This is a genomic window from Streptomyces fuscichromogenes (assembly GCF_014645815.1).
Taxonomy (GTDB): Bacteria; Actinomycetota; Actinomycetes; order Streptomycetales; family Streptomycetaceae; genus Streptomyces; species Streptomyces fuscichromogenes.
Genome location: NZ_BMML01000030.1, coordinates 1 through 21,656 on the forward strand (window position 1 = coordinate 1; position 21,656 = coordinate 21,656).

Here is a 21,656-nt window from a genome sequence, read left to right on the forward strand (position 1 = left end):
ACGTCCTCGATGGCGCCGTAGGAGCCGTAGCCGGCGTTGTTGACCAGGACGTCGATGCGTCCGGTGTCGGTGATGATCTGGCTGATGCCGGCCTGCATGGAGTCGTCGCTGGTGACGTCCATGGCGAGGGGACGGATGCCGCGGTCGGCCAGCTTCTGGAGGCGGTCGGTGCGGCGGGCGGCGGCGTAGACGGTGTAGCCGAGGGACTGGAGCTTGAGGGCGGTGGCTTCACCGATGCCGGAGGAGGCGCCGGTGACCAGAGCGGTCTTGGTCATGAGGGTTCCTGGAGGTAAGGTGAACTTGGGTTCATCAACTACTATGAACCTCGGTTCACGTTAATGCAAGTCCGGATCCGCAGACGTTCACCCGGTCGCCGCACCCACATGCAGGCACCCCGGACCCGGCCACCGTTCATCTGGAAAGTGAGGCCCCATGGCCCAGGCCCGAGCGCCCCGCGCCGACGCGGTCCGCAACCGCAAGAAGATCCTCGACGCCGCACGCGAACAGATCACCCTCAATGGACCCGACGCCGGCATGGACGAGATCGCGGCCGCCGCCGGCGTCGCGGTGGGGACCCTCTACCGCCACTTCCCCACCAAGACCGACCTGGTCAGCGCCGTCCTGGCCGAATACAGCGAGCACATCGCCGACGATGTCGAAGCGGCCCGCCAGCGTGCGGCCGACGGAGCCCTCGCCCTCGACGAGATCACCGCCTTCCTGGCCCGCGTCGTCGAGGCCACCGCCACCAACCACGCCGTCAAAGCCGCCGCCGCGGGTCTCGGCGCCGCGCGCCTCGACCCCGAGGTCGAAGCCCGTGCCGGTACCGCGCTCGCCGACCTCATCAGCGCCGCCATCACCGACGGCGACATTCACGCCGACGTCACCGTCGAAGACATCTACCTCCTGATCTCCACCGCCCCCACCGACCAACCCGCACCCAACCGCACCCGCTGGCTCACCCTCGTGCTCACGGGCCTCACCACCCACACACGAAACGAGAGGGCCTGACACCGGCCGCGCGAACTCCGTGGAAACCATCGAGCGGCTTCCCCGCGAGGTACGGGGTGCCGCGTTGCCGGGACGGGCCGGAGGCGACGGTCGGCGGGAGCTCATGACCGGTTCGCCGAACGCGCGTGAGCCCACCGACACACCAGGCGCGCAGACGATCCGACGACATGCCAGGGCCCGGATGGGCGGCTGGCTCACCGGTCATGGGGGGCTGCGGCGCAGCCGGTATCGGTGAGTTCTCGGCGGCGCCGTGCGGACCCTACCCACTCACACCCGGCGTCAGGTGAGGGATCCCGTCGTAGGCACCGAGGTCGTGGGCCGGGACGATGTGCATGAGGTCTTCGAGGGCGATCATCCGCAGCAGTCCCTCACGCACCGACGCGGGATCCTCGTCGGCGAACCTCCGCATCAGCCACGGCCGCTCGACCCGGCGGCGGATGCCGTCGAGCTGCCAGGTCAGATCGCCGACGAACGCGTACCGCTTGCCGGAGGGCCGGGTCACGAAGACGATCACCGAGCCGGCCGTGTGGCCGGCGGCGAGCACGATGACCACGGATCCATCACCGTGCACGTCGTGGCTGGCCGGGAAGCCGAGGTAAGGCCCGCCGTCGAAGTCGTAGGAGTGGATTTCGTGGTCCTGGGACACGTGCCGGAAGACCTTGCTGTCCGGTTCGTCCGCCGCGTGCCGCCGCTCGGCCGCGTTCAACCAGACCGGCGTTCCGTGGAGACTGTCGAGGCCGCTCGTGTGGTCCCAGTGCGTGTGCGTCGGCACCACACCGAGGAGCCGGCCGCGGTCGTAGCCGACAGCGTCAAGCTGCTCGGCAGCCGTCCGGCCCGCCTCATGGGGAGCGCGCATGTACCAGGGAAGCATCGCGATGTGCCGCGCAAGTCCGACGCCGAAGCCCGCGTCGATCAGCAGGTCGCCCTTCGGGTGCCGCACCAGGATCGCGGACGCGGCGAACGGGCGTTTGTCACTGAATGATCCGCCGCGGACGGCGAGCGCGGCCCGGGTCTCGTACGTACCGGTGGGCAGGTGGTACACGCCCACACCCGCGGGCGGGTTCGCCTCTGGCAGCGGCCCGGTCCAGGCAGCGGGGGTGGCAAGTGAAGACATGGCAGGCTCGCATTCCGTTCAGGTGATGGGACCCCGGTCCCGTCACCGTAGCACGTGATGGGTCCGGGGTCCCATCACCTACGATGAGCCCATGGGCAGATGGGAACCAGGCACTCGCGAACGACTACAGGACGCCGCCCTGGAGCTGTTCGAGCACGGCTACGACAACACCACCGCCGCACAGATCGCCGAGCGGGCCGGGACGTCGAAGAGCACCTTTTTCCGCCACTTCACCGACAAACGCGAAGTGTTGTTCGCCGGTACGGGCGAGATCACCGACCGAGCCGTGGCCGCGATCGCCGCGCTCCCGCCTGGAATCACGGCCTTCGACATGGTCGACGAAGTCCTGCGGGCGATCATCCAGGTCTTCGACCCGGCCAAGCGCGCCTGGTACGGGCGGCGCCAGGCGGTTGTCGACCACAACCCCGAACTACGGGAGCGTGACCTGCTCAAACGGCAGTCCCAGAACGAGGCGATCACCACGGCCCTGCGCGAGAAGGGCCTGGACGGCCTTGACCTGGATCTTGTCGTCGCCCTGATCGGGCTGGCCTCCCACGCGACCTACACCCGCTGGATCGAAGCCTCCGACAGCCAGGATGTCGCCGCCCTGGCCGCCGACGTGCTCGCCGAACTGCGCACCACCACGACCGCCTTGAATCCCGGAGCCGCTACAGCTTGGCCGACTTCTCCAGAAGCGGGTACGCGGCCCCGCGCGTCGCCATGAAGCCGCGTCCCACGGCGGTTGCACCGCACGGACCGAGCCGTACCGGCGAGGCCGACGATCCGTCAGGGACCAACCCGCGCGGCGACGACCTGACCGGACACGTAGGAGGCGGCGTCGGAGAGGAGAAAGGCGACCACGGACGCGACCTCCTCCGGCTCCGCCGCCCGGCCGAGCGGCAGTCGCGCGAGTATCGCCGCCTGTGTCTTCTGGTCCACCGTGTCCACCCGCGGCGTTCGCGTGAATCCGGGCGCCACCGCGTTGATCCGCACCTTGTCGGCGACCAGGGCGAGCGCCGCACTGGCCGTGAACGACTCCAGCGCCGCCTTCGACGCGCCGTACGCCATCAGGTGGGGGTCGGGGCGCTGCGCGGCGACGGACGACACATTGACGACGGCCCCGCCGCCCCGCTCCCTCATGTCGTCCTTCAGCAGCCAGGTCAGTTCGAACGCCGCCTCCACGTTGGCGGCGAACATCTTCCGCCAGGTCTCGACGGTGAGCTGGGCGGGCGGCACGATCTGGGTGTACGCGGCGTTGTTGGCCAGGAGATCAACAGGCCCGAGCGCGGTCCGTGCGCGAGCGACGATGTCCGCGCAGGCCCCGGGTTCGGTGATGTCCGCCCGGACCAGGACCGCCCGTGCGCCGAGAGCACGGACGGCTTCCGCCGTGTGGCCGGCGGCTTCCGCGTCGTGGTGGTAGTTGATGGCGACGTCCGCGCCCCGGCGTGCCAGTTCGAGGGAGATCGCGGCGCCGATGCCCTTTCCGCCACCGGTGACGAGGGCGACCCGGCCGTCGAACCACTGCTCGGTCGCCGTGATCGGTGTGGTGTCCGTCATCCGCCCGTCACCTCGCCAGGGGTGCCGCGTCGGGGTACAGGGTCCAGCCGCCTCCCGAGCTGACCCAGCCTCCGGCAGCCCGGGTCCCACCGTCCACGTCGAGAGTGACGCCGGTGACATAGCCCGCGCGATCGGAGCAGAGGTACAGCGCCGCGTCGGCGCACTCCTCGGCGGCGCCCTCACGACGGAGGGGGACATAGCGCCTGATCGCGGCGTCGCGGTCCGGGGGACGGGGCGGCAGCGCGTCGGGATCGACGGGACCCGTCAGGATTCCCCGGTTGCCCGCCGTCGCGGTGTGGTCGGGTGCGAGCGCGTTCACCCGGATCCGGTGCTCGGCCAGTTCGACCGCCATGGTGCGGGTGAAGCTGATCACTCCCGCCTTGCAGGCGGCGTACACCGCGTACATGGGAGCCGCACGCCGGCCCTCGATGCTGGTGATGTTGAGTATCGAGCCGCCGCCGGACGAGGCGATCAGCGGGGCGGCGGCCGAGGTCGCCGCCAGCATGCTGACCAGGTTGATGTCGATGTGGCGCCGCCAGCTGCGTTCGCTCTGGTCCAGGAAGCGCCTGGCCCGTACCCCGCCCGCGTTGTTGACCAGGATGTCCAGCCTCCCGAAGGTCTGGTGGGCTGTCGCGACGGCGTCGGTGAGGGCGGCGGTGTCCATCACGTCCGCCACGAGCGAGGTCGCCGTACCACCGGACTTCTCTGTCAGCGCCCTCGTCGCCTCGACTCGCTCGAAGTCGATGTCGATCAGCCCGACCCGTACGCCGCTCCCCGCCAGGGCGACCGCGATGGCCTGGCCGATACCCGCGCCCGCGCCGGTCACCACCGCGGCCTTGCCCTGCAAACCCAACTCGAATGTCATGACCCGCTCCTCTCCGACCGGTACGCCTCGATCACCTCGCGTCCGTAGAGCTTGAGCGCTCCGACGGCTTCGTCCACGCTGCCTCCGGGGACCCGGACGACGAACCAGGTCGCTCCGGCGTCGGCCAGTTCCCCGAGGTGTTCACGGTGGGACCGGTACGCGGCCTCGCCTGTACCGAGGTCACTGTGCCGGGACTTCACCTGCACCTCGATGGCCGCCGGGTCACGCCCCGCCTGCGTCGCGAAGTGACGCAACTCGTCGACGGCCACCGCCAGGTCCGCCGGGGTCGACAGCGTCGCGGTCCGGGTGGTGGCCGCCAGGTCCGCGCTGTTGAGGAGCGGCGACCAGCCCTGGGCCGCACGGGCGGCCCGGCGACGCGCGTTCCGCCCGTTGCCGCCGATCCAGACGGGTGGATGAGGCAGTTGCACGGGGCCGGGCGTGCTCACCGTCCCGCGCGCGGTGTGGCGCAAGCCCTCACCGGTGTACGACTCGCCGGCCCACAGGTCCCGCAGCACGTCGAGGGCCTCGTCGAACAGTTCGCCGCGGCGTTCGAAGTCCACGTGGAGCGCGTTGAACTCCGAGCGGAGATAACCCCCTCCTGCGCAGATCGTCAGCCGGCCACCGGAGAGCCGGTCCACCGTGGCGATCCGCTTCGCCGCCGCCAGCGGGCTGTGGTAGGGCAGCACCATCAGGTACGTCATCAGCCGCAGCCGCTCGGTGACCGCCGCGCAGAAGGCGAGGGCGTCGAGCGGATCCAGGGTCGCGTGGCCGCCCCGGGCAAGCCACTTGGCCGACGGCGCGGGGTGCTCGGTGAAGGCGATCGCGTCGAAGCCGGCGTCCTCCGCAGCACGGGCGAAGGTCCGCAGGCCCTCGGGGCCGTACAGCTCCGGCGCACAGCCAGGCCTCCCGATCGGATGGTCGACGGTGAACCTCACGGCATCCCCTCCCTGCTTGGACACTCATAGTTAACGAAGTTATTTATGTTAACAGCTTCACTCGGCGACCGAGAAGCTTGAAAAGATCGTTTTCAGCGCATGCCTCGCGCCAGCCAGCATGAGACCTCAGACCTGCAACAAATAGCGGTGTTGACAGGCACTCCGACCGGGTGCACCGTTGAAAACGTCATTTTCGCAAGACGGGGCTTCATCCCGAACCCCGCGCAAGGAGACAGCCATGACGAAGATCTGGGCCAACTCGGGCGACTCACACTTCATGGAGCCGGACGACCTGTGGCGCAGCAACGTGCCCAAGCACCTGGCCGAGCTGATGCCGTACAGCGTCAAGGACCCCGACGGCAGGTGGGAGACCGTCCACATCGACGGCATGTCCTTCCGCCGCGCCACTCCGCCGCCGGCGGCTCAGGAGTTCCGGGAGGCGTCCAACCGGGCGCCCGGTGCTCGCGATGTCACCCTGCGCATGACGGACCTCGACAACGAGGGCATCTGGGGCGAGCTGGTCTTCCCGTCGCTGGGCCTGTGGAGTTCGTCGTTCCGCACGCCCGAGGCGCTGCGGGAGGCACTGCGGGTGAGCAACGACTGGTCCTGGGAGACCATCGACCAGGCCTCCGAACGGCTGGTGGCGACCGCCCAGGTGTCCACGCTGGACATCGGGGACGCCGTCCGCGAGTTGGAGCGGACCGCGGAGATGGGATTCCGGGCACTGTTCCTGCCCGTCAGGCCGCATCCGCTGCAGAAGGACTACAACGACGACGCGTGGGAGCCCCTGTGGGCCGCCGCGGAGGCAGCGAACATGGTGCTGGCCTTCCACATCGGCACCGACCCGGTGGACCTCTCCACCGGCGCCATGGCCGGCGTCGTGTACCGGGGGCCCGGCGGCGCGGTGCTGAACTACACCGAGACCACGTTCGGCGGTCAGCGAGCGGTGGTCAAGATGGTCGCCTCCGGCGCCCTTGACCGTCACCCCGACCTGAAGGTGCTGGTCGCGGAGGGCGGTGCCACGTGGGTGCCGTTCATCGCCGACCGCATCGAGGAGGGTTACCGCCAGCACGCCGCGATGGTCCGCCCGAAGCTCAAGCGGTCCCCGCGGGAGATCATCTACTCGCAGGTCTACGCGTCGTTCCAGCACGACCAGACCGCCGTCGCCGCCGCCACGTCCATGGGCTACGACAACGTCATGTGGGGCAGCGACTACCCGCACATGGAGGGCACCTTCGGGCACACCCAGGAGACGCTGCACGGTCTCTTCGACGGCGTGGACCCCAAGGTCACGGAACGCATCACCACCGGTGTCTTCGCCGAGCTGTTCCCCCACGTGCCCCCGCTGCCCGCGGCCGTCACGGGAGCCTGAGCCATGTCCGACAACGTGATGTACGACTCCCCCACGGAGTTCCTGCACGACGTGGCCGGTGCGGGTGCCTGTGTGGCTCAGTCGGTCATACCGCGCGACGAGGGCGGGTATGTGTGCGCCTGCTCCTGCGAGCGATGGGAGGTCGTCGCCACGAGCAGGGAGGAAGGCCTGCGGTTGGCCCGGGAGCACACCGGGTCCTCCGCGGAATGAACAGCTCCCGGAGAGAGGCCGGTTCATGGTCCGGCCTCTCCCGGGGAGCCGGGGGCGCGGCTATCCGACCACGCCCCGTTCACGCAGCCCGGCGATCGCCTGTGTGTCGTATCCGAGTTCCCGCAGGATGGTCTCGGTGTGGTCCCCCGCGAGGCAGGCCCCCAGGGTCCGGGTGGCCGAACGCGAGAACCGGACCGTCGGCGCCAGCCTCAGGTGCTCGTCGAAGACCGGGCTCACGACCGTGGTGGCGTACTCGGCCGCCAGCGACGGATCGGTCTGCACCAGTGTCTCCGGCGCCTGCTCGGTCACGGCGACACAGCCGACGTCGGCCGCGGTCAGCCGCGCCTCCCAGTCGGCCGCGGGCCGCCGGCTGAAGACCCGCGACAGAACCTCGGCCAGTTCCGTGTCATGAGCGGCGCGGTGTCCGGCCGAGACGAAGCGGGAGTCCTCGGCCAGGGGGACCTCGGCGGCCAGGGCCTCGGCCAGTGGCGGCCATTCGTGGGCAGCCGGAGCCGCGAGGAAGACCCAGCCGTCGGCAGCACGGTAGAGACGGTACAGAGCGCTGTGGCCGTACCCTTCGGGGTCCACCGCGGGCAGGGGCGGACGACCCGCGTAGTCGACGTTCCAGTCGGCGAGCGGATGGGCGGCGGTCGCGAGCATGGTGGTCGTCAGCGCTCCCAGCGGGCGCCGCCTGGCACGTGCGACCAGGCCGAGGAGCATCGCGGAGGCCACACCGAGCGCGGAGACACCGTCGGACTGCAGACTCGCGCGGGCGGCCGCGGCGTAGAGGCGGGGAACCGACGCCCTCACCTCCTCCGGATCACCGCTGACGTCGGTGACGTACGGAGCCTCCGCGAGCGCGAAGCCGCTGGCGGCGCCGATCGAGGCGGCGTACGCGGGCCGGTGCCCGTACGGGCCGTCGGTGCCGTATCCTGCCGCGGTCAGATACACCAGGCTGGGGTTGAGCGCCCTGAGTGTCGCCTCGTCGACGCCGATCCGCCCGGCGGCGCCGGCGCGGAAGGACTGGAGCACGACGTCACTGCGGCGGACCAGTTCGTGGGCGATCCGACGCCCCTCCGCCGTCCGCAGGTCGAGGCAGATGCTCTCCTTGCCCAGCATGGCCTTCGCTCCCCCGGCCTCCGGAAAGGCAACCGCACGGCGGATGGGATCGCCGTCCAGGCTCTCCACCTTGATCACGCGGGCGCCGAGATCGGTCAGGAGAGTGGCACCGTACGGGCCCGCGTACATGAGGGCGAACTCCACCACGGTCACGCCGTCCAAGGGCAGGCGGACCGATTCCGGTTCGGCCGACGGCGTCGGCGTCCGCGGCACGTCGGTCGCGGCGCGTGCCGCCGCACCGTGCTCGTCCAGGCGCGGCGCGGGCCGCAGCGGCGTGAGGGGCCGGTCGTCCGAGTGCACCAGGCTGGTCAGCTGCCGGACGGGCCCGCGGTCGGGATCGTCGACCACTCCCACCCGTCCGTCGTGCCGCAACTGCGGATGGTCGAAGACCTCGGAGGCGGTCCGGTAGGCCTCGGCGTTGACGTCGGGGTTGCTCTCGAAGACCTGCGTCCACTCGGCGTAGGTCCGCTCCCGCACTGTGTCGAGCATGGTCTTCCAGTGCTCGGTGCGGAGTTCCTGTGTGTCGAGTGCGGGCAGTGACTTCCATCGGGGGTCGTCGTAGCGCCACCCCAGCCCGAGTTCCTCCATCAGTGCCCGGAAGAGCCCTTGTCCGGCCTGGGCGAACTGCAGCCATCGGCCGTCCTTGGTGAGTGCCGCGAGCAGCCCCAGCGCCATGGGTGACTGCGGCTGCCCGTCGTCGGTGTAGGCGTCGACGACGTTGAAGGAGCCCGGCCACCGGATGCCGACCAGTTCGGTGAACCAGTTCCAGGTGTCGAGGGTGGAGACCCCGCGCACCAGGTCTGCCTCCACGTGCTGGCCGTGTCCGCTGCTCTCCCGCTCCAGGAGGGCGGCGAGGATGCCGTGCACGGCGGTCTGGGCGGCCCCCCAGCTGGCATACGGTGCGGCCACGAAAGCAGGCCCCGGCCGGCCGACGATGTTCCGCTTGACGTGGAACATCCCGAGCTTGGCCATCACCAGTCCCTCGTAGCCCTTGAGATGGGCCCAGGGGCCCGAGGACCCCCAGCCGGTGATGGCTGCGCTCACCAGCCGCGGGTTGGCGGCTGCCAGGGATTCGGGAGCCAGGCCCAGGTGAGCGGCGGCCGCGGGCCGCATCGTGGTGACAGCGACATCGGCACCCGCGATCAGACATCCGAGCGCCCTGCGGTCGGACTCGGCGTGGAGGTCGAGCACGACGCTGCGCTTTCCCCGGCCGAGAGCAGGCCAGCCGGGCCTGGACCGCAACGGACTGCCACCCGGCGGTTCCACACAGAGCACATCGGCACCCGCGTCCGCGAGGAACTGTGTGGCCAGTGCCCCCGGAAGGGTCGTGGAGAGGTCGATGACCGCAATGCCCGCGAGCGGGCCCTCGTCGGAGGCATTTTCACCGTCCCGCTGACGGACAGATGCGTCACTCATGTTTCGCCCCATTTCGCCGAGGTGCCGACCTCGCTGGTGACACGACCCGCAAGAACACTAACGTAGTTATCTATGTAAGCGGGTCGGTCAGAGCCACACAAGAGCCCGGTCCGGACGAGTCGGACGCAGCGGAATGCGTCACTCCAGGATGTCGATGACCCTCGTCGCCTCGCTGCCGGCCAACACCAGCTCGTCAGCCACCGCCAGGTGCTTGCGCCAGAACGCCTCCGCCGCGTCGCCGTCCCCCGAGCGCACCAGGTTGACCAGCTTCTCGTAGGCGCGAACCGCCCGGTTGTTGTACTGACGGCTCAGGCTGGGCGTGTTCTCGCGGCGAGCCCGGACCACGATCTGCGACTGGCGGAGGATGATCTCGTACACCATCCCGGCCATGACGGCCAGGGTCTGATTGCCAGAGAGCTGGACCAGACGCAGGTGGAACTGGGCGGCACCCACGGCGAACCGGTCGACGTCGTCCAGGTTGGCCCGCTCCTCCTCAAGCGCCTGCTCCAGGGCGGCGTACTTCGCCTCGTCCCCGTCGAGCGCGAGCAGGCGTGCGGCCGGCGGCTCGATCGCGCTGCGCGCCACGTAGACGTCGGCAAGGGTGGCACCCCCGAGCTGGAGCTGGAGCGCGGCAGGCCGGGCCACCGCCTCCGGGCCGGGAACCGTCACCCGGGCACCGGTACGCGAGCCACGCCTCAGCTCGACCAGCCCTTCGGACTCAAGGACCCTGACGGCTTCCCGCAGGGTCGGCCGGGACACGTTGAAGTGCGCCAGCAGTTCGGGCTCGTGCGGCAGGAAGTCGCCGCTCCTGAGTTCGCCGTCGACGATCATGCGGCGCAGCCGCCGGGCGACGAGTTCGCCGGTCTTCGGCGCCCGCACGCCGTTGGCAGCGGCCACCGTTCCACCGTTGTTCCAGTTCACACCGTCAGGACGCCGGTCGTCCGACCCCGCCATAGGTTCCACCCTCACTGTTTGCTGCGATCCGAGCCGCCGCACGATACGGACACACCTGGGTTACGTCATTTACGAGGATAGCTATCTCGTCGGACCGCGACTGTCCCACTCAGCGGGCCCCACGTCGAAGCGACCACGGCGCATTCACAACCGCCCTCCCAACACCTCCGGAACCCGTACGACGATCCCTTGCTGACAGCCCATGACCAGAACTACCCTGTTCTAACATGGTGAACTAAGAACCCTAGGTTTGCGGCACTCTCTGAGGGCCGCGCAAGGAGAGGTGCCCATGGCCCTTCAACCCCCCGACACCGCGATCGTCGGGGTCGGCGCAACCCCGTACTACCCTCGCGGCGAGTCCTACCCGCAGACCATCACCGAGCTGGCGGGCAGGGCGATCCTGGCGGCCTGCGAGGACGCCGGGCTGTCGGTCAAGGACATCGACGGGTTCGCCTACTACTCCATGGCGGGCGGTGGCTACGGCCGGTCCATGGACACCGCCTCCCTCATGGAGACCCTCGGCATCCCCGAGATCACCTTCACCGCCTCCCTGACCGCGGGAGGGGGTGGCTCGGCCGGCTCGATCGGCCTGGCCCGAGCCGCCATCGTGGCGGGTGACGCGACCTGTGTCGTGAGTGTGATGGCTCTGCAGCAGCTTCCCCAGTACCGCCTGGGCGGTGTCTTCGGAAAAGCAGAGCCGACGCCCGAGAAGTCCTTCATCCAGCCCGCGGGGCTGACCGGTCCCGGGCACCTGATGTCGGTGCTGGCCCGCCGTCACATGCACATGTACGGCACCCGTCGCGAGGCCTTCGCCGAGGTCGCCGTCTCCACCCGGGAGAACGCGCTCACACGCCCCACCGCGCTGCGGCGGACACCGCTCACCCTCGACGACTACTTCAACGCCCGGATGATCGCCGAGCCGCTGTGCCTGTACGACTTCTGCATGGAGACCGACGGCGCCGTCGCCGTCCTCACCACCAGCCTCGAACGCGCCCGTGACCTGCGCCAGAAGCCGGTCCCGGTCATCGCCGCCGCGCATGGCGGCCGACGGGAGTGGGGACGTGCCTTCAGCTGGATGGGCATGCCGGAGGAGACGTTCGCCTCCTCCGGCCACGCGGCGGTCGCCCAGCGGCTCTACGGCAAGGCGGGGGTCGGCCCCGACGACATCGACGTGGCCCTGCTCTACGACCACTTCACGCCCATGGTCGTGATGCAGCTGGAGGACTACGGCTTCTGTCCCAAGGGCGAGGGCGGCGCCTTCGTGGAGAGCGGAGCCATCCGCTACAAGGGCGGCTCGATCCCCGTCAACACGCACGGCGGACATCTCTCGGAGGGCTACGTGATCGGCATGACCCATGTGCGGGAGGCGGTGGAGCAGATGCGCGGCACCGCGGTGAACCAGGTGCCGGACGCGAAGCTGGCCCTGGTCAGCGGTGGTCCGGCGACGATTCCGGTCAGCGGCCTGATCCTGGGGCGTGACGCATGAGTGCCGTTCTGTCCCGCGCGCTGCCCCCCGAGCGGGTGCAGATCGCCACCGACCACGTCACCGAGCCGTTCTGGCAGGCGGCCCGGGAGCGTCGGCTGGCCGCCCCGCGCTGCGCGGACTGCGGTCACTTCCGGCTGCCGCCGACCCCGTTCTGCCCGGAGTGCCAGTCGCAGAAGGTCGACTGGGTTCAGCTGTCGGGCCGGGCCAGCGTCTTCAGCTTCTCCGTCGTCCGCGACATCCCCGGACTGGACGACGCCGTGGTGGTGGCCGCCGTCGTCGATCTGCCCGACGCTCCGGGTGCCCGGCTCGTCAGCAACGTGATCGACGCCGATCCCGACGAGGTGCGGATCGGCATGGAACTCGTCGTGGACTTCTCTCCCGTCTCGGACGGCTGGCTGCTTCCGGTCTTCCGTCCCTTCACCCCTGCCGTGGAAGGCAAGGAAGGCTGACCAGCATGACCACCCATTCCGAACTCGCTCCGGCGACCGAGCGCGGCCTCTTCATCGACGGGACCTGGCGCCCCTCTTCCGACGGCCGCTACGAGGAGGTCGTCAACCCCGCGACCCGGCAGGTCTTCGGCCGGGCAGCGCTGGCGAGCCCCGCCGACCTGGACGATGCGGTGGCAGCCGCGCGCCGCGCCTTCGACCACGGCCCCTGGCCCCGGATGACGCTCGCCGAGCGCGCCTCCGCCATGATCAGGCTGGCGGCCGAGCTCGAACGCGACATCGAGCCGCTGACCCAGGTGGCGCTGGCCGAGACCGGCCTCGCCGTCGCGATGTGCCGCGACGGGGCGCAGGGCATCCCGCAGTTCCTGCGCTATGCCGCGGGGCTCGCCGGGACCATCGCGCTCACCGAGGAACGCACCGCCGCCTCCGGTGCGAAGGTGCTGGTGGAGAAGGTGCCGGTCGGGGTCGTCGCCGCCTTCATCCCGTGGAACGCCCCGCTGAAGCTGGCCGCGTTCAAGGTGCCCTCCGCGCTGCTGGCGGGCTGCACCCTGGTCCTCAAGCCGTCCCCCGAGTCCCCGCTGAGCCTCCACTACCTCGCGGACGCGGCGGTGCGCGCCGGGCTGCCGGAGGGCGTCATCAACATCATCGCGGCCGACACCGAGGTCTCCCAGGCGCTCGTCAAGCACCCGGGGGTCGACAAGATCTCCTTCACCGGCAGCACGGCCGTCGGCAAGAGCATCGCCGCGTCGGCCGCCGGCTCTCTCAAGCGGGTCACGCTGGAGCTGGGCGGCAAGTCCGCCGCCCTGGTGCTGGACGACGCACCCGTGGACCTGGTCGCAGGCTCCATGGCCTTCGTCCTGCCGCTCAACAACGGGGCCATCTGCGCCATGCCCAGCCGCCTGGTGGTCAGCGAGCGGCGCAAGGACGAGATCGTCGGCGCGCTGGCGACGGCGTTGGAGAAGACCGTCGTAGGAGACCCGGCCGACCCGGCCACCCAGCTCGGTCCCATGATCAATGAGCAGCACTTCAACCGGGTGATGGGCTTCATCGACTCCGCACGTGCCGAGGGCGGCACCATCGTCACCGGTGGCGGGCGACCGGAGGGAATGGAGGACGGCCTGTACATCTCCCCCACCGTCATCACCGACGTGTCGCCCGACTCGACGGCCGCGCAGGAGGAGATCTTCGGCCCTGTCCTCACCGTGCTGACATACCGGGACGAGGACGAAGCCGTCGAGATCGCCAACAACTCCAAGTACGGTCTGGCCGGCGCCGTCTACAGCGGTGACCGTGACCGAGCGCTGGAGTTCGCCCGGCGCATCCGCACCGGCACCGTCGCCGTCAACAGCCCCATCGGCACCGACCCGGCCATCCCCTGCGGCGGGTTCAAGGCGTCCGGCTACGGCCGGGAGCTCGGCCCCGAGGGCATCGACGACTTCGTGGAGACGCGCTCGGTCTTCCTCTGATCCGCGTGTGTGCCGGCGTCACGCGTGTGCCCCGGGAGCTGTTCGCTCCCGGGGCACACTTGTGGTCCGTCCCGCTAGTCCGCGCCGAGGTAGGCCGCCTGGAGCATGTTCGGGTCGCGCCGCAGTTCGTCCGCGGTGCCGCGGTGCACCAGGCGGCCGTGGGCCAGCGCGTACACCCTGTCCACCACCTCCAGGGCGGCGGGGACATGCTGTTCGACCAACAGCACGCCGAGCTCCCGTTCCACGGCCAGGGTGCGCAGCGTCCGAAGCAGCTCTCCGGCGATCCTCGGGGCGAGGCCCAGCGACATCTCGTCCACCAGGAGCAGCCTGGGCCGCCCCAACAGGGCACGAGCCAGCGCTAGTTGCTGCTGTTCACCGCCCGACAGCAATCCCGCGCGGCGGGATTGCAGCGGGCCCAGCTGAGGCAGCACGGTCAGTGCCTCCTCGATCAGGGCCCGGCCGCCACGCCGCTGTTCCAGGCAGAGCGTCAGGTTCTCCCGGACGGTCAGCTGCCGGAACAGCCCCCGGTCCTCGGGAACCAGGCGCAACCCGCGCCGGGCCAGTACCCGGGCGCCGGTGCGCGCGGTGACCGGACCACCGAGCACCTCGATCTGCCCGGCGTGCGCGGGCAGGCAGCCGGCCAGGGTCAGCAGGGTGGTGGTCTTGCCCGCGCCGTTGGGCCCGAAGAGACCCACCACCTCCCCGCGCTCGACGTGCAGGTCGAGGTCGCGTACGACCGTACTGGCGCCATGGCCCGCGCACAGGCCCTGCACCCGCAGGAGAGCGGGTGCGGCCTCTGTGGTGGCGGCGTCGGCCGTGTCGGCCGCGCTGTCCGCGCCGGTCATGACGGACTCCCTTCCCCCAGGTAGGCGGCGAGAACGGCGGGGTCCTTTCTGACCTCCGCCGGAGTCCCCGAGGCAAGCAGCTTTCCGGCGTCCAGGACATGGACGTGGTCGCAGTTGCCGAGGACGAGACTCATGTCGTGCTCCACCAGGAGCACGGTGGTGCCCCGGTCGCACACGTCCCGGAGGCGTCGGCCCAGCTCTTCACTCTCGTGGCTGTCGAGACCCGCCGCCGGCTCGTCGAGGAGCAGGACGTCGGGGCGGGCGATCAGCGCACGGGCGAGGGCGACCAGCGCACGTTGCCCCTGGCTGACGGATCCGGGAAGGGCACCCGCGACACTGTCCAGCCCGAGTGACGCCAACAGGTCGTGCACCACCGGCGTGTCCGCGGCGGGCATCCGCCTCAGCTGGTGCCACCAGCGTCGGCGGGCTTCGCCCGGCATCCCGGTGGCGACGTTCTCCGCCACGGTCAGGTCGTCGAACAGGTCGAGCGACTGGAAGGTGCGCACCAGTCCGGCGCGGGCCCTGCGATACGGCGCCAGGCCGTCGATTCGGCGATCGCCGAGACGGACCTCGCCGTGTGCCGTGACATAGCCGGTGCATGCGTCCAGCAGGGTGGTCTTGCCGGCGCCGTTGGGGCCGATGAGACCGGTGAGGGAACCTTGCGCGACCTCAAGGGTCACGCCGTCGAGAGCGTGCACGCCTCCGAAGGCCACACTCAGATCACGTAGTGCGAGAGACAGCATGCCCGGTCTCCTCTCCGAGTGCGGCGACCTGCTCTCCGGACGGCTCGGGAACCGCCGGTCGGCGCAGCCTGCCGACGAGCCACCGCAGCTGCCGGTCCGCCTCACCCGCCACACCACCAGGGGTGGTCACCAGAGCGAGCAGGAGCCCGATAGCGCTGACGATCGCGTTGTACTTGCCCAGGTCCAGCCACCTGTCGAGCGCGTAGTACACGAGCCCGCCCGGGGCCATCAGACCGGCGATCACGGCACCGGACACGCGGCTGATGCCGGCCAGGTAGACCACCGCGACGTAGGTGAGCGACACGAAGACGTCGAAGTTCTGGAAGGCCAGACTCTCCTGCTGGTATCCGAGGAGGACGCCGGCTGTCCCGGCGAGACCGGCGGCGATTCCAAAACCTGTCAGTTTGATACCGGCGATGTTGATTCCCGCCGCGGCAGCCGCCCGCTCGTTGGCGCGGACCATGAGCATCTGTCCGCCGAGTCGGGTCCGGCGCAACCAGATCACGCCGATCGCGCAGGCCGTCACGGCGAAGAGGGCGAACAGGGCGAACCCGATGTCGCCGCCGTTGCCGAGTCCGGCACCGAACAGGCGCAGTTCCGGTACCCGGCTGCCACCCATACCGCCCGTCCAGCCCGGGTTCTTGAAGACGAACTCCGACACGGCGACGGCGAGGCCCAACGTGACCACACCGAGGGTCACCCCCCGGATCCGCAGCGCCGGCACGGCGACGGCGACGCCCAGGATCACGGCCAGGGCCACGGCGATGAGCGGTGCGAACGGGAACCCGATGTGGGCGCGGGTGGTGAGGTTGCTGAGAACGAAACCCGCGGCACCGGCGAAGGTCATCTGGGCCAGCGAGATCTGGCCCAGCATGCCGGTGACGACGACAATGCTCAGGCAGACCAGCACGGAGACGACCGTCGTGGTCAGGGCGGTGCGGTAAGGCCCGTCCAGAGTGAGGACCAGCGCCACGCCGACCAGCAGCGTCGCGCCCACCGTGATCGGGCTGGCACCACCGCGCGGCACCGCCGGCAGCCGAGGATCCTCCTCCGTGCCGCGGGAGGGCAGGCTCCCGCCGCTGACTGCGAGCGTCACCACGATCACCAGGAAGGGCAGCACCTCGCGCAGCCCGGTCTGAGGCAGCCAGGAGTAGTCGCCCTGGAGCTTCAGCACGACGCTCTGGACCATGCCCAGGGCGATACCGGCGGCGACCGTGATCCCGAAGGAGCGAAGCCGGCCGACGATCGCCACGGCGAGCGCCGGCACGATGAACAGGCTGTTGGTCACCGGGTCGAGCCCGGTGATCGGTCCGGCCAGGATGCCCAGCAGGCCCGCCAGCATCGACGAGCCCATCCAGGCGAGGGCGGAGAGCCGCCCGGGCGAGTGCCCGAGGAGCGTGGCAGCCCGTTCGTCCTCGGCGACCGCCCGCATCGCCAGCCCGGTCCGGGTGAACCGCGTCAGAACCCACAGCAGGGCGGCGATGACGATGACGACGGCCGCGAGCAGGAACCTGTCCCACGACACCGTCAGCCCGCCGAAGTGCACGGGGTCGTTCGCCAGGATCGGCGGCACGCTCGCGCTCGTGGTGGGAAACCGCAGGACCACCAGGGACTGCAGGACCATGGTGATACCGACGGCGGCCACGAGTTTCAGCAGACCCGACGCCGATCGCAGCGGACGGAAGACCAGCGCGTAGGCGACCAGGCCCAGCAACGCCGCGACGGCGAGGCAGACCAGCATGGCGGCCCACACCGGGAGGTCCGGCGTCGCGATGGTGCCGATCGGGAGGACGAGCAGGTCCTCGTTGTGCAGGAAGGCGTAGGTGTATCCGATGTACATCCCCATCGCGCCGAGGGAGATGTTGATGACACCTGCGGCCTGGTAGGTGAGCACCACTCCCGTGCCCAGCGCGGCGTAGATGGTTCCCGCGCCGAGGCCCAGAAGGGCGAATTGCAGGATCTCGATCATGTCGTTCCTTGGGTCTGCCGGTGATCGACCAGAGCCGTATGGGTGATCATCCGGAGTACCAGCGACCGGCGACGTCCTGGAGCCGGCCGTTCTCGCTCTTCACGATGCGGACCTGGTTGGTGCAGACGGACGGCAGACCGGCGACCTGCTTACCGTCACAGGTGACCGGGGGGCCGACGAAGGTCGGCTCGTTCTTCAGCGCGTGGAAGGCCTTGATCACGGCCGCCGGATCGTCCGGCTTGTCGGTCTTGCCGAGCACCCGGGACAGGGACACGGTCGCGGCGAAGGCCGATTCCGGGTAGAACCCGAGATCGACGGAGGGGGCGTACTTCGCGATGGCGGCCCGGAACGCCTTGGTGTCGGGAGTGTCCGCGTTCGCGGGCTGCACGGAGACCGGGAAGTACGACCCGTCGGCCGCGCTTCCGCCGGCCTTCAGTACGCCCGGCGCGGCACAGTTACCGGTGAAGACGTAGGTCGCCGTGCTGGCCAGCGACTGCTTGGCCTTGAGGACGTTGACGCAGCCGGATTCCGGCATGATGCCGAACACCGTGTCGGTCCCGCCCTGGAGGGCCTGGCTGAGCGGACCGGCCACGTCGGTCTCGTTCACACCGAAGGGGACCATGGTCACCTTCTTCACACCCTGCGCCTTGAGCACGTCCCGGACGAACCTCTCGGCGGCCAGTCGCGCCTGGGGGTTCTCGTTGAACAGGACGGCGGCCTTCTTGGTGTGCAGTTCCTTCGCGGCGTAGACGGACGCGGCGATCTGCGACCCCGCGGCTCCCGCGAAGAACGAGAACGAGTCGGGAGACGTGAGTTCGGTGGCGCTGATCGGCGTCGTGGCCACGTAGGGCACACCGGCCTTGGCGAGCAGGGGCAGGGAACCGTCCGAGCCGAGGTCGAGGCCGCCGATCACCGCGGCGGGATGCTGTTCCAGGATCTGGGCCGCGCAGTTGGCCGAGGCCGCGGTCGTACCGTTGGAGTTGCAGTACTCCAGGCGGATCGGACGTCCTCCGGCACCACCCAGGTTGTTGTTCACGTACTTCACGGCCGCGCGGGTCGCCTCACCCATGTTCGCGAAGTTGCCCGCGGCGTTGGTGTCGTTGTTGATCATGCCGACGACGATCGGCTTGCCCTGCGCCTTCTTCACCGGCAGTTCGACCTGACGGACGCTCTCCGCCTTGTCCGACTTGCTGTTCGCCCCGGCGTCACCATTGCTGGCGCAGGCCGCCACCAGCGTCAGGGCGAGGGCCGTACAGGCACCGGCGACCACCCTGGCCGGCCTACGTGAGATCTTCTCCACAGACATAGCACACCCCATCAACTTAGTTGACTTCGTTGAAGGGAGAGTGTGGGTGCGCAACGGGGCCTTGACAAGGGTTTGAGCAGCATTCGCCCCAGATAACGATCCGATATGAAATGAGAGCAACCTAGTAATCTAGGTGTACTCTCTACCTGGGAAACGCACAGCGCAAGCACCCCCGGCCGCACGCCGGGGGTGCTTGCGCTGTGCGCCCGCCCTACCGCCTCAGGACTTGCGTCGGAACCGCGCCGTGGCGTCGCGGAAGTCCTGGCCGGTGAGCAGCCCGCCCTGGACCGCGCCCAGCACCGCCAGCTCGTGATCGAACTCCGAACTCAGCGCCCGGCGCAGCGATGCCTTGCTGCTGCTGAGCGCCGGGCGGGACAACTTGGCCAGCCCATCCGTCACCTCGCAGACCCGCTCCCCCAACCGGCCGGCCTCGAGCACCTCGTTGACGAGTCCCCAGGCCAACGCCTCCTCCGCAGGGACCACGCGCCCGGTGATGACCATCTCGCTCGCCCGCGTACTGCCCACCGCCCGGGTCAGCAGATGGGCGCCCCCCATTCCGGGCACGAGGCCGACGTTGATCCAGGAGCTGGCGAAGCTCGCCTCCCGGGAGACGTAGCGCAGGTCGCAGGCGAGGGCCAGGTCGAGGCCGGCGCCCAGCGCGGCACCGTTGACCGCCGCGATGACGGGAACCGGAACGTCACGCATCAGCCGTACGAGGCGCTGGAACTGCCCGTAGATGGTGTCGGTGACCGCGCGTGCGCCCTGCTCGGCCACAACCGACAGGGCGGCCAGGTCACCTCCCGCGCAGAAGACCGGCGCCACGCCGGTGATGACCAGGACCCGCACCTCAGGGTCCGCACCCGCCTGCGCCACCGCGTCGGCCAGGTCACAGACCAACTCGACGGTCAGCGCGTTGCGCCGCTCGGGCCGGTTGAGCACAAGCCACTCGGCTGCACCCCGCCGCTCCCGCAGCAGGTGGTCCTGACCGTTCGCCGCCGTCCCCGTCATGACCGCACCCCCGTGACATCCCGGCCGATGATCGTGCGCATGATCTCGGAAGTACCCCCGTAGATGGTCTGCACGCGTGCGTCGAGGAAGGACCGGGAGACCGGGTGCTCGCTCATGTAGCCGTAGCCTCCGAAGAGTTGCAGGCAGCGGTCGACCACCCGCTGCTGGAGTTCGGTGGCCGCGAGTTTCGCCTTGGCCGCGTCCACCGCGGTGAGTTCGCCGGCGTTCAGGGCGCGCAGGCAGTCGTCGACGTAGGCCTGGACGACATCGAGTTCGGTGACCATGTCGGCCAGTCGGAACTGGGTGTTCTGGAAGGCGGCCAGCGGCCGGCCGAAGGCCGTGCGCTCCTTGGTGTGCTCCAGCGTCCAGCCCAGTACGGTCCGTGCCGGGTACAGGGCCTGAAGGGCGATGGAGAGCCGCTCACTGGGCAGGTTCTCCATGAGGTGCGCGAAACCGCCGCCCTCCTTGCCCAGGAGATTGCCGGCGGGCACGCGGACGTCCTCGAAGACCAACTCCGCGGTGTCCTGGGCCACCAGGCCGATCTTTTCGAGTTTGCGACCGCGCCCGAAGCCGGGCATCCCACGTTCCACCATGAACAGGCTGAGCCCGTGGGAGCCCGCATCCGGATCGGTCCTTGCGACAACGATCACGAGGTCGGCGGCGATGCCGTTCGTGATGAAGGTCTTGGTGCCGTCGAGGATCCACTCCTCGCCATGGCGAACGGCGGTGGTGCGGATGCCCTGCAGGTCACTGCCGGCGCCCGGTTCGGTCATGGCGACCGCGCCGACGAGCTCTCCGCCGGCCACACCGGGCAACCAGCGCTCCCGCTGCTCCAGGGTCGCGAGGCTCAGCAGATACGGCAGGAAGATGTCGTCCTGCAGCCCGAAACCGAGGTTCACCGCGGCGGCGCCCACCCGGGCCAGCTCCTCGATCACCACGCTGCGGTAGCGGACGTCCGTCACACCACCGCCGCCGTACTCCTCGGGCACGGACAGTCCGAGGACCCCCTGGCGGCCCGCGGCCAGCCAGGCACCCCGCTCGACCATCCGCTCGGCGTCCCAGCGTTCCTGGTGCGGAACCACTTCGCGCTCCACGTACTCCCGGACGGTCGCCCGGAAGTCCTCGTGGTCCTGTTCGTAGAGCCTGCGCTGCATGTCCCTCCACCTCTCCGCACGGCACACTGCATCACGAGATGAGTATCACTTAGTCAACTAAGATAGACCAGTCGCGTCGAGTCCCGTCACGCGTGGCTGCGCCCAAGGACGAGGGGTCCGCCCGGAGGCGGTGGATGGGGCCGGCCATCAGAGACGGCGGCACGCCTGCGCCCTGAAGAATGTCGGCGACGATCTCCGCGGCGCTGGAGAGGGCCGTTTCCGCAGGCGGGCGAGTTCGTCGAGCGCGGACTCGACGGCGTAGGCGGCGGAGGAGCAGCCCGGTCCGCACACGGGCGTCGGTGTGTTCACGTCCAGCGCCACCGACTGGTACGACTGGCCGACGTCGGGGGTGGCGTAGAGCATCTGACCGAGGTCCGGGATGGCTTCGGCGTAGGTCTCGTAGCGTGAGGTCTCGGCCTTCGGCTCATGGGCCGTCGCGGTCAGCCGGCCGCGCCGGTCGCTGCCGAGGCGCACCCGGTGCTCAGCGAGTTTCCGAACGCTCCGCCGACGAAGGGCGAGAGGACGCGCACCGACTCCGGAGTGACACCGAACACCGTGGCGAGTTCGGCGACCGCGCCCAGCACCCACTGGGCAGGATTCACCTTGATGCAAGGGCCTTCCGCCGTGCGCGAGCGATGGACAAGCCGGCGGTGACCGCAACCAGCAATGCGCAGCCCTTGCCG

Annotated in this window: 22 protein-coding genes; 7 read left to right on the forward strand and 15 right to left on the reverse strand. The window is 69.9% G+C overall.

The window, feature by feature from the left end; genetic code table 11:
* Window positions 1-275: SDR family NAD(P)-dependent oxidoreductase (locus IEZ11_RS42060; protein ID WP_189268343.1), on the reverse strand; the 275-nt coding region annotated here is incomplete at its 3' end.
* A gap of 157 nt (window positions 276-432) precedes the next feature.
* Here IEZ11_RS42060 and IEZ11_RS42065 point away from each other — a divergent pair.
* Complete coding sequence (locus IEZ11_RS42065; protein ID WP_189268344.1) at window positions 433-1,008, forward strand: TetR/AcrR family transcriptional regulator; 576 nt, start codon at window positions 433-435, stop codon at window positions 1,006-1,008.
* 259 nt (window positions 1,009-1,267) lie between these two features.
* Here IEZ11_RS42065 and IEZ11_RS42070 read toward each other — a convergent pair whose 3' ends face one another.
* The gene (locus IEZ11_RS42070; protein WP_189268345.1) at window positions 1,268-2,122 is read right to left on the reverse strand and encodes an MBL fold metallo-hydrolase; all 855 of its coding nucleotides are present in this window, start codon (window positions 2,120-2,122) and stop codon (window positions 1,268-1,270) included.
* Between the two features lie 91 nt (window positions 2,123-2,213).
* Here IEZ11_RS42070 and IEZ11_RS42075 point away from each other — a divergent pair, with 91 nt between their 5' ends.
* Window positions 2,214-2,846, forward strand: coding sequence for a TetR/AcrR family transcriptional regulator (locus tag IEZ11_RS42075; RefSeq protein WP_189268346.1), 633 nt, complete (start codon window positions 2,214-2,216; stop codon window positions 2,844-2,846).
* Between the two features lie 62 nt (window positions 2,847-2,908).
* Here the strand turns inward: IEZ11_RS42075 and IEZ11_RS42080 are convergent, their stop codons facing one another.
* Genes IEZ11_RS42080 through IEZ11_RS42090 form a run of 3 tightly spaced genes read right to left on the reverse strand, consistent with a single transcriptional unit; the run spans window position 2,909 to window position 5,479 of the window.
* On the reverse strand, window positions 2,909-3,679 hold the full coding sequence (locus tag IEZ11_RS42080) for an SDR family NAD(P)-dependent oxidoreductase (RefSeq protein ID WP_189268347.1): 771 nt from the start codon (window positions 3,677-3,679) through the stop codon (window positions 2,909-2,911).
* Window positions 3,680-3,686: 7 nt separating this feature from the next.
* Window positions 3,687-4,544, reverse strand: a complete 858-nt coding sequence (locus IEZ11_RS42085) for an SDR family NAD(P)-dependent oxidoreductase (RefSeq protein WP_189268348.1) — start codon at window positions 4,542-4,544, stop codon at window positions 3,687-3,689.
* Window positions 4,541-5,479 (reverse strand): TIGR03619 family F420-dependent LLM class oxidoreductase, encoded by a 939-nt coding sequence (locus IEZ11_RS42090; protein ID WP_189268349.1) that lies wholly within the window; start codon window positions 5,477-5,479, stop codon window positions 4,541-4,543. The genes IEZ11_RS42085 and IEZ11_RS42090 overlap by 4 nt, the downstream gene beginning before the upstream one ends.
* 238 nt (window positions 5,480-5,717) lie before the next feature.
* On the opposite strand from IEZ11_RS42090, the gene IEZ11_RS42095 reads away from it, so the two are divergent.
* Together IEZ11_RS42095 and IEZ11_RS42100 are read left to right on the forward strand one after the other, a co-directional pair.
* Window positions 5,718-6,851, forward strand: a complete 1,134-nt coding sequence (locus tag IEZ11_RS42095; protein WP_189268350.1) for an amidohydrolase family protein — start codon at window positions 5,718-5,720, stop codon at window positions 6,849-6,851.
* A 3-nt stretch (window positions 6,852-6,854) separates the two neighbouring features.
* Window positions 6,855-7,061, forward strand: coding sequence for a hypothetical protein (locus IEZ11_RS42100; protein ID WP_189268351.1), 207 nt, complete (start codon window positions 6,855-6,857; stop codon window positions 7,059-7,061).
* 60 nt (window positions 7,062-7,121) lie between these two features.
* Here the strand turns inward: IEZ11_RS42100 and IEZ11_RS42105 are convergent, their stop codons facing one another.
* Both IEZ11_RS42105 and IEZ11_RS42110 read right to left on the reverse strand, forming a co-directional pair.
* A complete protein-coding gene (locus tag IEZ11_RS42105) occupies window positions 7,122-9,596 on the reverse strand; it encodes a CaiB/BaiF CoA transferase family protein (protein ID WP_189268352.1) in 2,475 nt (824 codons plus the stop codon).
* Between the two features lie 138 nt (window positions 9,597-9,734).
* Window positions 9,735-10,493 (reverse strand): FadR/GntR family transcriptional regulator, encoded by a 759-nt coding sequence (locus IEZ11_RS42110; RefSeq protein ID WP_229713692.1) that lies wholly within the window; start codon window positions 10,491-10,493, stop codon window positions 9,735-9,737.
* A 346-nt stretch (window positions 10,494-10,839) separates the two neighbouring features.
* Here IEZ11_RS42110 and IEZ11_RS42115 point away from each other — a divergent pair, with 346 nt between their 5' ends.
* The 3 genes from IEZ11_RS42115 to IEZ11_RS42125 are packed head-to-tail and all read left to right on the forward strand — an operon-like array spanning window position 10,840 to window position 13,948.
* Window positions 10,840-12,036, forward strand: coding sequence for a thiolase C-terminal domain-containing protein (locus tag IEZ11_RS42115; RefSeq protein WP_189268354.1), 1,197 nt, complete (start codon window positions 10,840-10,842; stop codon window positions 12,034-12,036).
* Entirely contained in the window at window positions 12,033-12,485 is a 453-nt protein-coding gene (locus tag IEZ11_RS42120) for a Zn-ribbon domain-containing OB-fold protein (protein ID WP_189268355.1), read from the forward strand. The genes IEZ11_RS42115 and IEZ11_RS42120 overlap by 4 nt, the downstream gene beginning before the upstream one ends.
* Window positions 12,486-12,490: 5 nt before the next feature.
* On the forward strand, window positions 12,491-13,948 hold the full coding sequence (locus tag IEZ11_RS42125; protein ID WP_189268356.1) for an aldehyde dehydrogenase: 1,458 nt from the start codon (window positions 12,491-12,493) through the stop codon (window positions 13,946-13,948).
* A gap of 74 nt (window positions 13,949-14,022) precedes the next feature.
* Here IEZ11_RS42125 and IEZ11_RS42130 read toward each other — a convergent pair whose 3' ends face one another.
* The 8 genes from IEZ11_RS42130 to IEZ11_RS52295 all read right to left on the reverse strand — a co-directional run bounded on the left by IEZ11_RS42130 (window position 14,023) and on the right by IEZ11_RS52295 (window position 21,575).
* Window positions 14,023-14,793, reverse strand: coding sequence for an ABC transporter ATP-binding protein (locus IEZ11_RS42130; RefSeq protein WP_189268357.1), 771 nt, complete (start codon window positions 14,791-14,793; stop codon window positions 14,023-14,025).
* Window positions 14,790-15,536, reverse strand: coding sequence for an ABC transporter ATP-binding protein (locus tag IEZ11_RS42135; RefSeq protein ID WP_189268358.1), 747 nt, complete (start codon window positions 15,534-15,536; stop codon window positions 14,790-14,792). Before IEZ11_RS42135 ends, IEZ11_RS42130 begins: the two co-directional genes overlap by 4 nt.
* Window positions 15,514-17,505, reverse strand: a complete 1,992-nt coding sequence (locus tag IEZ11_RS42140; protein WP_189268359.1) for an ABC transporter permease — start codon at window positions 17,503-17,505, stop codon at window positions 15,514-15,516. The genes IEZ11_RS42135 and IEZ11_RS42140 overlap by 23 nt, the downstream gene beginning before the upstream one ends.
* A gap of 46 nt (window positions 17,506-17,551) precedes the next feature.
* Window positions 17,552-18,811 carry an ABC transporter substrate-binding protein gene (locus IEZ11_RS42145; RefSeq protein ID WP_189268360.1) on the reverse strand — a complete coding sequence of 420 codons (1,260 nt, stop codon included), beginning with the start codon at window positions 18,809-18,811 and terminating at the stop codon, window positions 17,552-17,554.
* Between the two features lie 219 nt (window positions 18,812-19,030).
* Window positions 19,031-19,819 carry an enoyl-CoA hydratase/isomerase family protein gene (locus tag IEZ11_RS42150; protein ID WP_189268361.1) on the reverse strand — a complete coding sequence of 263 codons (789 nt, stop codon included), beginning with the start codon at window positions 19,817-19,819 and terminating at the stop codon, window positions 19,031-19,033.
* Window positions 19,816-20,973, reverse strand: a complete 1,158-nt coding sequence (locus IEZ11_RS42155; RefSeq protein ID WP_189268362.1) for an acyl-CoA dehydrogenase family protein — start codon at window positions 20,971-20,973, stop codon at window positions 19,816-19,818. The genes IEZ11_RS42150 and IEZ11_RS42155 overlap by 4 nt, the downstream gene beginning before the upstream one ends.
* 147 nt (window positions 20,974-21,120) lie before the next feature.
* Complete coding sequence (locus IEZ11_RS51455) at window positions 21,121-21,447, reverse strand: molybdopterin cofactor-binding domain-containing protein (RefSeq protein ID WP_308426587.1); 327 nt, start codon at window positions 21,445-21,447, stop codon at window positions 21,121-21,123.
* Window positions 21,414-21,575: a hypothetical protein gene (locus tag IEZ11_RS52295; protein WP_308426588.1), complete on the reverse strand. Its 162-nt coding sequence runs from the start codon at window positions 21,573-21,575 to the stop codon at window positions 21,414-21,416. Before IEZ11_RS52295 ends, IEZ11_RS51455 begins: the two co-directional genes overlap by 34 nt.
* Window positions 21,576-21,656 lie beyond the last annotated feature (81 nt).